Origin of the sequence: Runella zeae DSM 19591 (assembly GCF_000423565.1) — a bacterium.
GTDB lineage: Bacteria > Bacteroidota > Bacteroidia > Cytophagales > Spirosomataceae > Runella > Runella zeae.
The window spans coordinates 99,521-114,087 of sequence record NZ_AUIF01000032.1 but is presented as its reverse complement, the minus strand read 5'-3'; the positions used below and the strand labels follow the sequence as shown (position 1 = coordinate 114,087).

Here is a 14,567-nt window from a genome sequence, read left to right as displayed (position 1 = left end):
CTCTCTTTTTATGGATATAGTACACGCGGGTCATAAGAGGAGTAGGGACAAGTAGGCCACGTACTAAAAACTTGAGAAGAATCTCTTACGGCCCTTATTTGATTTAATTTCTGTAGATGCGTATCCAACATGAAACGTGCAGGGCGGTTGCGGAGGTTTTCGTCGGCTAGGTGAATACCGGAAGATAAATGAGACATCCACCGCATCCAATCAGTAGCCCATGTGCAAGATTTTCGGGTTTGTAGGGGAGATTTCCACGCTCCATATAATCCCAAATAAATTTTGTCTTCGACCGAAAAAGCCATGTCTGCCCGACGATTTGAAGGGTGCCAATTGCGCCAAAGCATATGAGAAGGGGCCGGAGGTAAGGCTTTGGAGATTCCTTTTAAATAAGGCAAAAGCTCATCAATAGTAGCCGATGTCCACATATTATCTACACACCAATGATGATTTTCGGGATAGTGAATCGCCCTAAAACGGCACATAGTAGTTACTTGATAAGGCACAAAAGGCGTACTCAAAAAAGCTTTCTTTTTAATGGGACTTTGGAGCATAAAAGCCTTTGCCTCTTCTAACTCTTCTTTGGAATCAGCAAAAATAGGCACGGAGGCTTCGATGCCAGCACCTAAAAATTTTAAGACTCGCCTACTCATTAAGAGCTGTAGCTCGGCTGCCGCAGGCACTTGTGGGCCTACCTCATATGCCCACCGATACACTTCTTCTAAATGCTTCATATCATAAGCTTGCGTAATAGCCCCACTATAGAGAGGCTTAGTAAACAAACGAAGATGAAAACACACAACTATGCCACAAAAACTTCCTCCTGCTCCACGCGCTGCCCAAAACAAATCGGTATTTTGTGAGGCATTGGCATGAACCAATTCGCCGTTTGCGGTGACAATATCTAGCCCTGTCACATTTTCGCAGGCTATCCCAAATTTTCGGCTATTCCACCCCAACCCTCCTTGCAATAAGTGACCTCCTAACTTTGTGTGTTTGCAATGCCCGGTTGGGAAAAACAAATTTTGATTCATCAAAGCATTTAAAAACATCCCCCCTTCAACTCCCGGTTCTACTTGGGCCGTTAGGTTTTCTTTGTTGATTTGAAAATGGTTAAAGCCACCCATATTGATAAGAATATTGTTTTCTCGAATATGATTGGCCGACCAACTTTGCCCGCCTGAGCACACGCTGATGGTTTTGCCGATAGATTTGGCATAGCGGATAGTGGCTATAATATCAGCAACATTGTGGGGTGTGATGATACAAAAAGGACGCCTTTTGGGGTCGAGTTTGTTGAATAAAGTATCCATAAGGGCTTTTTCAAATCCCCGGTCTTCTTTCCGTAGGATATTTCCCTTGATGTATAATGAAGGCATTTTGCTTAAAATAGGTTTAGGGTTCAAATGGGATAACATGGTAAGTTTTTTTTACAAAAATGTTCGACAAAATTGTTTATAAAAAGTCAAAAAAAGATGACCAATCAAAGGTCATCGATAAAAGCGTTTTAAGGTTGGATGCCTTTCAAAACAAATCTTTTGATTTTCTCTTTTCGGGCTTTTAAAAATAGTCTCATGGCTTCATCGTCCCTTTTTTCTTTGATTTTGATGTAAGATGCCCCCAAATAAGGAATGGCACAAAGGGCGTAAATATTGAGTATTAAATCTTCGCCTGTAAGATGAGCATCCACCTCTCCTTTGCTCTGAGCTTCTTTCAATACTTCATCTAATAATACAGGTAGGGTGTCATTTTGAGAATAGGCCAAAAAATAAGCGATTTCGGGAGATTCATTGAGGAGGTTTACTACAAAACTAGGCAGGCCAGGTTTGGCTTCAAATACATCGGCAATCACTTCTACTACATGCTCAATGAGTTGGTCTAAGGACAGCGATTTGTCGAGTACTTTTTTAGTATGACCCAATACCGTACCAATTGTATTCTTCAAAACTTCCTGAAAAAGAGCTTTTTTGGAGTTGAAATAATAATGGAGCATGGTGCGGCTGATACCCGCTTCTTCGGCAATTTGGGAGGTACGCGTGCCTTTAAAGCCGTTGCTATGAAAGACTTTTTCGGCAGCGGCTAAGATTTTTTCTTTGGTCTCGTGGTCAATTTTGGGCATATAAACAGAATTGTTCGACAAAATTGTTTATAAAAAATCAAACTACCAAATTTTCCTTCTTTTTTTAGAGAGGTAGTTTTTGAGTATCATGAGGAGAGAATATAACAAGAGGGCTTTATGAATTGATAAACCATAAACCACCTTCTACAAAATGAAACAATTGTGGGTTTTTCTTCTCTTTTTGAGCCCTTTGGGAGCGATAGCGGATGTATGGCTACCCGCTATTTTTAGCAATGATATGGTACTTCAACAACAGTCGTCGGTCACCGTATGGGGTTGGGCGCAGCCAGGAGAAAAAGTAAAAGTAACGGGTAGTTGGCTAGGAGAATCAATAAATACGGTTACGAACGAAAACGCCGTTTGGAAACTTACAATCACGACACCCAAAGCAGGCGGCCCACATACGCTATCAATCGAAGGTCGTAATAAAATTGTGCTCCAAAATGTAATGGTAGGGGAGGTGTGGCTGTGCGCAGGTCAGTCAAATATGGAATGGAGTGCAGAGCATGGCGTAAAAGATGCCAAAGCCGAATTGCCGACAGCCTATAATGCCAACATTCGTTTTTTTAAAATGCCCAAACTCACCGCCGAAACCCCTCAAACAGATACCAAAGGTAAATGGGCTATTTGTGACTCCTCCACATTGAAGAGATTCAGTGCGGTGGGGTATTTTTTTGGAAAAAAACTCACTCAATCCCTCAATGTGCCGATTGGGCTGATAGATGTGGCTTGGGGGGGATCTTATATCGAATCGTGGATTCCTGAGCATATTGTCAATATGTTTCCTAATACTCGTATCTCCGCCGAAACGATGATTCCGAGCAAAGGATGGCCACGGCAGGCGGGCTATATCTACAATGGCATGGTAGCCCCGATTACGCCTTTCAATATTGCGGGGCATTGTGGTATCAGGGTGAATCAAACCGACATTTTCCTTCCACTTATTACCAACTGATGCACCTTTTGGTAGATACTTGGCGCGGGGCATGGCAAAAAAATTTCCCTTTTTATTATGTTCAAATTGCTCCTTTCAACTACCGAGATAGCACCGAATTTAAAGCCCCGGCAGTGCGTGAAATGCAAACACGCGCGATGGATATTCGCAATTCGGGAATGATTGTGGTGACGGATTTGGTAGACAATCTCAACGATATTCACCCAGCTTACAAACGAGAAGTAGGCAATCGCTTGGCGGGCTGGGCATTGGCCGAAACTTACGGACAAAAAACGGGTAATTATCGCAGTCCTCAGTATCGTTCGTGGCAAGTGGAAGGCAACAAAGCATGGGTGACATTTGATTGGGCCGAAAGCGGTCTCATTGCCAAAGGAAATACCGAACTAGCCGAATTTGAAATAGCAGGCAGTGACCACGTTTTTCATAAAGCCAAAGCCAAAATCGTAAAAGGCAACCAAGTAGAAGTAACGTCCGACAAAGTGAGTCAGCCCGTGGCGGTGCGGTTTGCTTTCCGTGACACCCCCGTCCCCAATCTCTTCAACAAAGAAGGCTTACCCGCTATTCCTTTCCGAACCGATGATTGGAAATTAGGAAAATAAATCAAACCTCACTCGTCCCGAACTGTGTTTCGGGACGCTTATGGCATTGCGTCTCTGACGCATTTAAAATCTGTGCGTCGGAGACGCCATGCCAAAAATCCCCAAATCGGAATTTGGGGATAGGCGATCTCTCGCTCGTGCCGAACTATGTTTCGGGAAGCTTATGGTATGGCGTCTCTGACGCATTTAAAATCTGTGCGTCGGAAATGCAGAAGCCAAAAAAGTCCCAGTTGGAGTTTAGGGGTAGTGAGAGAAGTCAATATTAGGCGTTACTACAATATCGCCAAAGCCTTGCGTACTCGTCGAATATTTAATAATGCTATTTTGAGTTGATTCAGGCTAAAATAATCATCGTTACCACGAAATCGTGCCTTTTATTAGCAAGCTTTCCTTGTCAACAACTAGGATAGAAGTCTATAAATAGAAAACACGAGCGAGAAGCTAACGTTATTCTTAACTTCACCAGCATTATTTTTTTACCTTTCAGGCAACCCGCCTGGTTATTTCTGCATTTCTATCATTGAAACCAAACGAAGCAAATCCGTGTATCGCTGGCAGAAAGTTGTTGAAATGTGCAAAGAAAACAACCAATTCGCGCAGAATAGGCTGTACGAGGGCTTTGCCGCGCGATTGTTTCGGCTTTGTATGCGTTACGTTCGGCACCGCCAAGACGCGGAAGAAGTGTTGATGAATGGTTTTTTGAAGTTTTTTAGAGGCTTGCCCGATTTTGACTACCGCGATGACCACAGTCTGGAAGCTTGGCTCAAACGCATTATGGTCAACGAGGCCCTCATGCACCTTCGTCAACAAAAGGCATTGCCCGTATTTACGGATACCGGCGAAGCGGATAGTGCCTATAAAATAGAGCCTCCTGATGTGTCGATTGATGCCGAAGCAATTTATGCCGCACTGCTCGAATTGCCCGCAGGTTACCGAATGGTGTTCAATTTGTACGTCGTTGAAGGATTTAAACACGAAGAAATCGCCCAACAACTGAACATCAACGTCGGTACTTCCAAGTCGCAGTTGAGCAAAGCAAGGGCTATGTTACAACAACTTTTAAAACAAAGAGGCTATGAGCAATACGGAACGATTTGACGAATGGGTGAGGGAAGAGCTAGACAGCCTCGATAGTCCACCCGAAAATTTTCGGTCGGGGAGAGTTTGGCAGCAATTACAAGCCGAACTACATCCGGTTGCAAAGGAAAAACCGTTGTTGGGCCGTCAAGGAGGGGGGATGCGTTACCGCATTGTCGCGGCAGTAGGGCTACTGTTATTGGTGGGAGGAATGGGCTGGAGAATGCATTGGTTTGCTGGAAAAAATGCTGATAATCAAGTAGTAAACAATGACGTTGAGGTGTTGCCAAAACAACCTCTGGTCACAGTAACGAAAGAAAGTACGGGCCAGAAAGTGACGCCCGCACGGTCGATTGTTCGCAAAAAATTAGGGGTGGCATCATCGCCTGCGACCCACCTTGCGCCAACTCCAACTCTTTCTGAAATTGAGCCAGACCACGAAGCAAAACTTCCAGTTATGGCGGTTGAACCTGTGACTGTTGCCAAGGCGGAGATTGATGCAGCAACTCCCGAACTTACCACAGCACCGCTACCCGAAGCAAGTCAGCCACCTGCGGCAAAACCGTCCCGTTTTTCTATGACCAAAAGCAAAACCAAACCTTTGTTTAAAATTGTACATGCCAACGAATTGGCTGATTATCAGAAAATAGAAATGGCCGAAGCCCGCGAAAAAGAGGCCAAAGCCAAAGGGTTTGTGGTGATTAATTGGCAAACCAACAGCAGTAATCAGTCGCAAAGTAGCATCATGACGTACCTCAGAAAAAAAGATTAAAACACTCAAAATCCTCTAAATACCATGAAAACCTTCATTACAACGATGCTCGCAGCGGGCATCCTGAGCCACGCTTTTGCTCAAAATTTACCAGGAACGAAACCTTGGGTGCTCGAAAAGCACAGTCGTTATCAATTTGAGTTTGAAAAAGGGAATAAGCTGGTGGTGTATGCCCCCAACGTGCGCAGTTTACAGCAGTTTCAAAACATCGACTCTACCCTTGCGTTGTTTGTCAGGGATTTTAAAAAAATAAAAACGGGTCTGGAAGAAACGACCAATGCGCGCACGGTCATCTACAAACCCCTTAGCAACGGGCACTACCAACTGGATTTGAAAGAGCATACCTCCGCCCAACAACGCTTCCAGCTTAGGCCGCAAAATGCGGAACCTTTGTTGCTGAAAACCTCCCAAGATACGCTGCTTATTGTGCAAAATGCAACCGCTCCCATTCAAATTAAAGTAGGGAATCCGAATGCTAAAAGTTTGGTTGTCAATGAGTCGGTATATTTTTGTTTTGTGCTGAACAACTTAGAAGATGCTCAGGGGCTTGTTGAAACTTCGACGGCCAATGCACACCTACTGAAGGCGCTTGAGGATGTAAAAAAATACACGGGGCACGACCTGACCGACGAGCGGTTTTCGTTCGAATACACCGATACACCTTTGTCGGGAAGGATGTTTAGCAAGGTCAAAAACAAAAAAGAGGATTTTATCGCCGTTCATCCCTCGTTTGGAATCGGTTTGTTTAGAAATCAATGGGTGCCCAACTCACAATTAGATTTTACGTTTATTCCCAACAAATACAAAACGATTGGCTATACTTTGGGATGGCGTAGCATGTTTTTTACCGAGCACAACGACCAGACCCAGCGTTTTATGACCCATAGCAACGGTTTTGTGCATCTGGGCGTTACTTTTTACGATTTTAGACGCCCCTCCTCGAAACATATAAATACCGAAAAAGTGCTGTTTGGGGCGTATTTAGGGCATTCAGTAAGCAGAAATGGGCCTATTTTTGACAAAAACACTTGGAATTTTTCAATGACGGTCATGACCTATGGCATGTTTAAGATACAACCCGAAATCTATTTTAACGGTTTCTTCAAAAGCGTCCAACCTAGTCTACGATTACAAATTGGGATTTAGAAATACTTGGCTCGTCCCGAACTATGTTTCGGGACGTTTATGGCATTGCGTCTCTGACGCATTTAAAATCTGTGCGTCGGAGACGCCATGCCAAAAAATCCCCAAATCGGAATTTGGGGATAGAGAGAAAAGCTTTGTCAAGTCCCTTTCACTCGTCCCGAACTATGTTTCGGGATGTTTACGATTGGTGGTGGATGACGCAAGTCTTTCAAGCGTTTCGGCCATAGGGTAGCTCCCCATAGTCGGAGATGATTTTTCAAAAATTAGGGATTAGCGCCCAACAGGCCGATGCGCTAGGCTTCTTACTTTATCTCGCCTCCCAAAAAAGTAGCCGCTCAGATATCCAAAGCTTACCTCGAACATTACCCTCACTTTTAGAAAAAGGAATGATTGATATGTACCAGAAGGCATTCTGCAAAACAATGAGACTCTAGTTCTGAGAAGGTTTTACCAGTAAGTCGAACTTTGCTCGTCCCGAACTATGTTTCGGGACGTTTATGGCATTGCGTCTCTGACGCATTTGAGTATAATTGGTGTGCGTCGGAGACGCTATGCCAAAAATCCCCAAATCGGAATTTGGGGACAACTTATAAAATAACTTTAATGACATTTATTTTAGTAGATGTAATACCCAAAAGACCGACTGCATTTGCCCTCGGTCTTTTTTATTTTTTTAAATAAAACGAAAGCTTTTATATATTTAATCCCCTTTTACTCAACGACCTTCTACTCTAAAACCTTATATGACTACACCTATTGAAATCTTACAACTAGAAAAAGCATGGGGACTAAAATTTACCCGCTTAAATGAAGAGGAGTTTAGAACATTGCGCAACCAATTCTATTTTTATAAGGTATTTTATTATGTTACAAATCATACTAATCAGATTTGGGGAATTGTAATTCCTGACAGTCAAATTATTGGCATCAATGAGTTGACTAAATTAGCTCAATTGAAAGAACTACACCTTCGTTCCAATAAAATCACTGACATTACTGAGCTTGCTAAGCTATCTAGGCTAGTACATTTGAACCTAGGTAACAATCAAATCTCTAACGTAAAACCTCTGGCTAAACTAACTCAGCTAGCAACTCTAGAGCTAGGTTACAATCAAATCACTGACACCAAAGAGCTGGCTAAGCTCAAGCAACTTGTTAACTTAGACCTCAGTTACAATCAAATCACTGATGTTGAAGATCTGAAACATCTATCTCATCTGGTAATATTAGACCTCAGTTATAATCAAATCACTGATGTTGAAGAGCTGATTCACCTAGCTAAATTGGAAAAATTAAACATAAGGGGTAATCAAATCACTAACGTCAAACCTTTGGCTAAATTGGCTCAGCTAGCAACTCTAGAGCTAGGTTACAATCAAATAACTGACACCAAAGGGTTGGATCAGTTCAAGCAGCTTGTCAACTTAGATCTTAATGAAAATAAAATTAGTAATATCAAAGGGTTAGCACAACTCTCTAAATTGAAAAAATTAAAACTTAGTGGTAACCATATCAGTGAGATCAAAGAACTTTCGAAACTTTTTCATCTGAATGAATTAGACCTTAGTGACAATGAAATCACTGATATCACTGCCCTGACTCACCTAACTCAACTACGGGAATTAGACCTCAGTTCCAATCAAATCACTGACATCAAAGAGCTAGCTCAGTTATCTCAGCTAGTGAGCTTAAGCCTAAATTCCAATCAAATCACTGACATCAAAGGGCTGGCTAACCTATATCAACTCAAGACTTTAGACATAAGTCACAATCAAGTCACTGACATTAAAGAACTCGGGCAACTATCTCAGCTAGTAAATTTATATCTTATTGACAATCAAATCTCTGATATCAAAGAGTTGGTTAGCCTACATCAATTAAAAGAATTAAACCTTTGTAATAACCAAATCACAGATGTAAAAAGTCTAGCTAAACTCTTCCAATTGAAGGAGTTAGACCTTAGTTCCAATAAAATTACTGATGTAAAAGAGCTAGCTAATCTATATCAATTAGAGGAATTGAATCTTTGTAGCAACGGATTTACTGACGTTAAGGAGTTAGCTAAACTCTCACAGCTGAAAGTATTAAACCTTAGCGATAATTGTATCGTTGAAGTCAAAGACCTAGCTAAACTCTCACAGCTGACTGAATTAGAGCTTTGCGACAACCATCTCCGTGACATTGACCAATTAGAATCAATATGTGAATTAAAATACCTTAAAAAAGTTGATTTCTCAGGCAATCCTGAGCTTCCTTTAGAACAAGAGATAATAACTGATATCGATAAACTACGGGCAAGATTTAAGGACAGCAAACAGGGTACTACCCCCCACCGCAATGTCAAACTTTTGTTTTTGGGAGACGGCTGTGCTGGAAAAAGTACCCTATACAGCCACCTGAAAGAAGGAAAAGCAACTCATATCGACATCCATGACCGTACAGACGGTATTGCCCTCAATAGCTGGCAAAATGCCCTACCCAATGTCACCGTCAATGTATGGGATTTTGGCGGGCAGGATATTTTTCACGGAACCCACCGCTTATTCTTAGGCCAGCGCGCAATTTATGTGTTGCTATACACCAAAACCGAACTCAAACATTGCAGCCAAGATGATACGCATCCTCTTCGCTATTGGCTGGATTTTATTGCAGATTATGGTAAAGGGAGTCGTGTGTTGCTGGTCGAAAATGTCATCAACGATGAATTTCACTCCCACTTTCCCGACGATTTCACATTGACAGAACTAGTAAAACGCTACAAACAGAAAGGCATTTATCTGGACACTAGCCAGTATCGTTTCGATTGCAAACATGATACTACGGGAGTCAACAAATTCAAGAATGTTTTGGAAACCGAAATCGAAACTCTTCTGGAGCAATACCCCATTCAAGACTATCCCCTTTCTTGGCATTTGGTACAATCAGCCCTAGAAAAAAAAAAGCAAACCCAATCTACACTTTCGATGACTAAGTATGACCAGCTCTGCAATCAACATCAAATCTCTAATCCCCTGGCACTTTTAGAATACTTTTCCCAAACGGGTGTAGTCAGTTATTACAAAGATTTGTATCAAGATAAAATCATTCTCCAGACCCATTGGGTACTAAACGCCGTTTATAAGGCAATTTCAATCAAAGACCCGAACCCTTTAAAAAGCACTAATGGCAAACTCAATGATGATGACTTTCAAAAAATCTGGCAAGATTACTCCACGGAAGAGCAGGCACTCTTCAAAAGCTATCTCCTCAAAAGCGGACTAATGACCGAACTACGTTCTAATTATCATCCCTATCCCAAAAAGATAATCAGGCCCTATCGTTATCTGATGCCGTCTTTGTTTTCTAAAGTAAAAACTGCCGACAAAATCATCTGGACTGAAAAACAACGCTACTTTTCCATTGAGTTCCCGTTTATGTACGGAGCCATCATCCAGCGTCTACAGGTGGCTATCTTGGCTCATTGTCACCAAGAAGAAGAAGAAAGCTTTTATCAAAATTATATCTCATTGGTAGACCACAACCATTGCAGAGGAACTGTAGAAGTAGTCGAAAACGAAATGAAAATATGGGCTGAAACAGCCGAGCTGTACGGTAAAATTTTCCATGAATTAAATGAAATTTATCCTCTAGAGCGTACTACAATCTACGAAAACCAACAAACCCAACGTAAGAAAATTGAGTATTCCAAACAACAAATCGGTACCATCAGCATCGCACAAGGATTCACCCAACAACCTCTATTTATGATAAACTTTACCAAAACAGCCAACTATCTTTCCTTGGTGGATAAGCTAAAACAAAATAAAGCCGTTTTTTTTCTAGGTACTGGAGTATCGGCTTATACTACCCAAAATGCCTCCTTAGCTACTTGGAAGGGTCTGCTTACACACGGAATAGATTATTGTCAATCCATTCCTATCCAAGGATGTGACCAAGATTGGGTAAATAGCAAAAAAAAGGACTTATCCAGAGATGACATAGAGGAATGGCTTTCCGTCGCCGCAATACTCACCAGCAAACTAGAAACAAATACTCACTTCAAAACATGGCTCCGAAAAAGCGTTGGTAGTTTACAGCCTTTACGAAAAGAGTTAATCGAAGAAATTGGTAAACTAAACGCACCGATTTTTACCACCAATTATGACAACCTTATCGAGGATATTTTAAAGTATCCACACATTACCAATCGCCAAAGCGATAAAATCCAAGAAGTATTAAACGACAATCGAAAAGCCGTTGTTCATCTGCATGGGCACTATGATGACGCCGAATCTGTCATTTTAGGGATTCGTTCGTATCAGGATTTAACAAACAATACCTTTTTTCAAGAGTTGGAAAAAGCAATTTCTTTATCTAAACACATTGTCTACGTAGGCTACGGTGCAGGGTTGGAAGATCCTAATTTTGGAAAACTGCTAAAATGGAGCAAACAGAATATCGATTCCGAACACCATCAATACCGATTAGTTTTAGAAAAAGATGCCTCCTCTTTTACTCAAGACCGCAAAATCCAAAATATCGTCTATGGTAAAACCTATGATGACATTCTGACTTTCTTTCAAGAACTCAATCGGGATATTTCTTGATTGTAGGGTTCAAAACCTTTAGAAAGACTTTGCTCGTCCCGAACTATGTTTCGAGACGCTTACGGCATTGCGTCTCCGACGTATTTGAATGTAATTGTTGTGCGTCGGAGACGCCATGCCAAAAAAATCCCCAAATCGGAATTTGGGGATAGAGAGAAAAGCCTTGTCAAGTTTTGAAAACTTGACAAGTCTCTCACACGTGCTTTGCTCGTCCCGAACTATGTTTCGGGACGCTTACGGCATTGCGTCTCTGACGTATTTGAATGTAATTGTTGTGCGTCAGAGACGCAATGCCCACAAATCCCCAAATTCCGATTTGGGGATAGAGGTCACTTAACTACGCATCCCAAGTTGATGTAGCAATTGGGCGGCATCACTCCAGTCGATTTCGTGGGGGAGTTTATTGTTTTTGGCGGCTAAGGCGGCTACCGCACCGGCGGCTTCACCCATCGCAACGGCATTGCCCGTGACACGATAGCTGGCATGGGCGGTGAAATCGCCGCTGATGCATCGACCCGCCATCATAAGCCCATCTACATCTTTGGCAATGAGTGCTCGCAGAGGAATATCATACGGAATCATCTTGATACCTCCGCGCGAAATGGTTTCTACTTCGTTGGTTTTGCGGTCGGTAGCATGAATATCCACCCCAAAAGTAGGGCGGGTGACGGCATCGGTATGGCGAGCTCCCACTACTAAATCTTCTTTCGTAACGGTATAACGCCCCTGAATTCGTCGACCGTCACGGATACCTATTTGCTCAGGTGTAGCCACGATTTGCATTCCCTCCCAGGGTCCACCGAGCTTGTTGAGCCCTCTTACGATATTGTATACTTCGGCGCGGGCGCGTACGGTAGCGTCGGTGATTTCGGTGGCGTCAAATGCCTTGATGTTATACTCATGATTGACCATAATCATTACCAGATTTTCCCGAATCAAAAACAAAGTTGGCATACCATAAGAAGGCGTGATACCAGCCCGTTTGATTTCTTTCATAAAGGCATTGACGGCAGGTACGTGCCAATTGGCCCGTTCACCTTCGTTGGTATAAAATGATATGTATTGTTTGAGCGCAGCGGGGTCTTTTACTACAGCCAATACATTGAGCGTCAGAGGTTGACAAGGGCAAGTGTCGCCGCCTTTCCCGATTTCCCAAGCATTGCCAGCTTGGGCACCGAGGTCACCGTCGCCAGTAGCATCAATAAACACCTTGGCCTTCCATGCTTCTCGACCCGACTTTGATTCGGTAATGGCGGTGGTGAGGCGTTTTTTGTCGCGATAGGCCGCCGCTACTCGCGTGTGCAACAAAAATTTCACCCCTGCTTCTTGGCACATTTCTTCCAAAAGCAGCTTCATTTCGTCGGGATGGTATACAAACTGATCGGCGATTTTGTTGCGACGAGCATCTCTTTCGTCGAGCTTGGCTTTGATTTCTTTCGTCAAGCCGGGTTTATTAAAATCAAAAATATAAGTCAGAAGCCCTGCCGTCCATACCCCTCCCAAACAACCATGTATTTCGATGAGTTGGGTTTTGGCACCCGCCCTTGCAGCGGTGATAGCAGCTGATACACCCGCAGGTCCTGCTCCGCACACCATCACATCTACTTCCTCTTTGATAGGAAGATTTTGGGCAGGTTCTTTAAACGTACTGGCTTCGGGAACGGCTGCTTCGGCTTCTAGAGAAAGTAAGGCAGAAGCACTTGTACTGGCAATGGCCGACTGTAAAAACTTACGGCGATTGAGGTTAAACATGGAGGAAAGGGGGGCAAAATTATCGTTGGAATTCATGATTTCGATGTTTTGGATGTGAAGAAATTGAATAGGGCCTAATCGCCATAGGCCTAATAGCCCGGATTCTGATCTTTGACGGGGTCGATAGCGGTATTGTAGCCTAGTTCGGATACCGCAATGGGCCACAAATAAGCTTTGTCGGCAATGGTCTTGTTTTTGGTGGCCAAGATGATTTGCTGTGCTTTGCCCGTACGTTTAAGTTCTAGCCAGCGTTTGCCTTCATATTGAAACTCATAGCCACGCTCTTTGATGACCAAGTCTAGAAAGGAGTTGGTAGTATAATCAGCCAATTTGAAATCAATCGCCGACGCATTGGTAGGAGCGAGGCCGTAAGCGCGGCGGTGTACTTGGTTGAGGGCTTCTAATGCCGTAGCTGTAGGCCCGTTGGCCGCTTGGCTAGCGGCCTCGGCATAGATGAGCAGTACATCGGCGTAGCGATACCAAGGGGCGTCATTGCCCGCACCTGAGCCACCGATTGCGTCAGGGTCGATGAATTTTTTTGACAAAATCGATGTAGCTCCCAAACCAATATTCCAACTATACCAAAGACCTTTACGAAGGTCTTTGTCATCCCAGTTTTTATAAACAGGATTGGTGATGTCGCTGTGGTGTCCATATACGCCACCTCCCCCGTGAAGTCGTGTACCGGGGTGATTGGTGAGCCAAGGCCAAAGATTTCCCTGTCCTGATTGGCGAGAATATTTGAGGTAAAATACTTCTTCGGGAGTGGTGACGACGGTAGGCCCAAAAATCTTTTGAAAATCTTCGGATGTTTGGACGGGCACCAACGAAAATTTCTTAGAAAGCATTACTTCTTCGGCTTTATCGCGCGCTTCGGCGTAGCGTTTGAGTTCTAAATAGACGTCGGCAAGTAGGGTTTTTGCCGCCCATTTGGAGGGACGACCCGACTGAGATATTTGCTCAGGCAGACCTGCTTCGGCCACTTTCAAATCCGCCAAAATAAGGTCATAGACTTCGGCTACGGAGTTGCGTTTGGCGTTGATATCGGTCATGTTAGCCTCTGTTCGTATAGGCACACCACCCCAGTTCCTGACCAAATGAAAATAGTTGAAAGCACGTAAAAATTTTGCTTCGGCCAGGTATTTGTCAATATTAGCCTTGGAAATAGACTTCCCATTAGGAGCATTTTTGATGACTAGGTTGGCATTGCGAATGCTAAGATAAAAGCCTTCCCATGCACCCGCCGTACGGCTAATGTTTACGTTGTCGAGTCCTTGGAAATTGTTCAAAACAGAATAACTGCCGCGTCCGTAAGCATAATCAATGTGCGCTTCTAACACAGCGATATATACCCCCATGCCACTGGTGTTGCTACTGCGTAGCGGTGTATAAATAGCATTAACGGCCGCTTCTACTTCCGCCGCCGTATTGTAGAAAGTTTCGACAGCAAGGGATTTTGGTTCTTCTTTCAGAATACTTTCACAAGAAGATAGCAGGCACACCAACGCAATAATCAAGGTGGCTATTTTCGGAAAAACAAAGTATCTTTTTTTCATTTTGA

10 protein-coding genes are annotated in these 14,567 nt (G+C 43.2%); 6 read left to right on the top strand and 4 right to left on the bottom strand.

What is annotated here, in order from left to right; genetic code table 11:
• Positions 1 to 8: 8 nt before the first annotated feature.
• Positions 9 to 1,379 (bottom strand): FAD-binding oxidoreductase, encoded by a 1,371-nt coding sequence (locus tag G563_RS34045; RefSeq protein WP_063828393.1) that lies wholly within the window; start codon positions 1,377 to 1,379, stop codon positions 9 to 11.
• A gap of 128 nt (positions 1,380 to 1,507) precedes the next feature.
• A complete protein-coding gene (locus G563_RS36835) occupies positions 1,508 to 2,119 on the bottom strand; it encodes a TetR/AcrR family transcriptional regulator (protein WP_051210837.1) in 612 nt (203 codons plus the stop codon).
• 151 nt (positions 2,120 to 2,270) lie between these two features.
• Between G563_RS36835 and G563_RS39040 the strand changes: the two genes are divergently transcribed.
• The 6 genes from G563_RS39040 (at position 2,271) to G563_RS36820 (ending at position 11,254) form a co-directional block, all read left to right on the top strand.
• Entirely contained in the window at positions 2,271 to 3,074 is an 804-nt protein-coding gene (locus tag G563_RS39040) for a sialate O-acetylesterase (RefSeq protein WP_051210836.1), read from the top strand.
• The gene (locus tag G563_RS39035) at positions 3,020 to 3,673 is read left to right on the top strand and encodes a sialate O-acetylesterase (RefSeq protein WP_169579739.1); all 654 of its coding nucleotides are present in this window, start codon (positions 3,020 to 3,022) and stop codon (positions 3,671 to 3,673) included. The genes G563_RS39040 and G563_RS39035 overlap by 55 nt, the downstream gene beginning before the upstream one ends.
• Before the next feature lie 645 nt (positions 3,674 to 4,318).
• Complete coding sequence (locus G563_RS0108705) at positions 4,319 to 4,771, top strand: RNA polymerase sigma factor (RefSeq protein WP_229598463.1); 453 nt, start codon at positions 4,319 to 4,321, stop codon at positions 4,769 to 4,771.
• On the top strand, positions 4,749 to 5,522 hold the full coding sequence (locus G563_RS0108700) for a hypothetical protein (RefSeq protein ID WP_028664991.1): 774 nt from the start codon (positions 4,749 to 4,751) through the stop codon (positions 5,520 to 5,522). Before G563_RS0108705 ends, G563_RS0108700 begins: the two co-directional genes overlap by 23 nt.
• Positions 5,523 to 5,546: 24 nt before the next feature.
• The gene (locus G563_RS0108695; RefSeq protein WP_037326226.1) at positions 5,547 to 6,668 is read left to right on the top strand and encodes a hypothetical protein; all 1,122 of its coding nucleotides are present in this window, start codon (positions 5,547 to 5,549) and stop codon (positions 6,666 to 6,668) included.
• A 743-nt stretch (positions 6,669 to 7,411) separates the two neighbouring features.
• Positions 7,412 to 11,254, top strand: coding sequence for a leucine-rich repeat domain-containing protein (locus tag G563_RS36820; protein WP_051210834.1), 3,843 nt, complete (start codon positions 7,412 to 7,414; stop codon positions 11,252 to 11,254).
• 333 nt (positions 11,255 to 11,587) lie between these two features.
• On the opposite strand, the gene G563_RS0108680 is transcribed toward G563_RS36820, so the two are convergent.
• On the bottom strand, positions 11,588 to 13,042 hold the full coding sequence (locus G563_RS0108680; protein ID WP_084650807.1) for an FAD-dependent oxidoreductase: 1,455 nt from the start codon (positions 13,040 to 13,042) through the stop codon (positions 11,588 to 11,590).
• A 53-nt stretch (positions 13,043 to 13,095) separates the two neighbouring features.
• Positions 13,096 to 14,562, bottom strand: coding sequence for a RagB/SusD family nutrient uptake outer membrane protein (locus tag G563_RS0108675; RefSeq protein ID WP_051210833.1), 1,467 nt, complete (start codon positions 14,560 to 14,562; stop codon positions 13,096 to 13,098).
• Between the last annotated feature and the right edge of the window lie 5 nt (positions 14,563 to 14,567).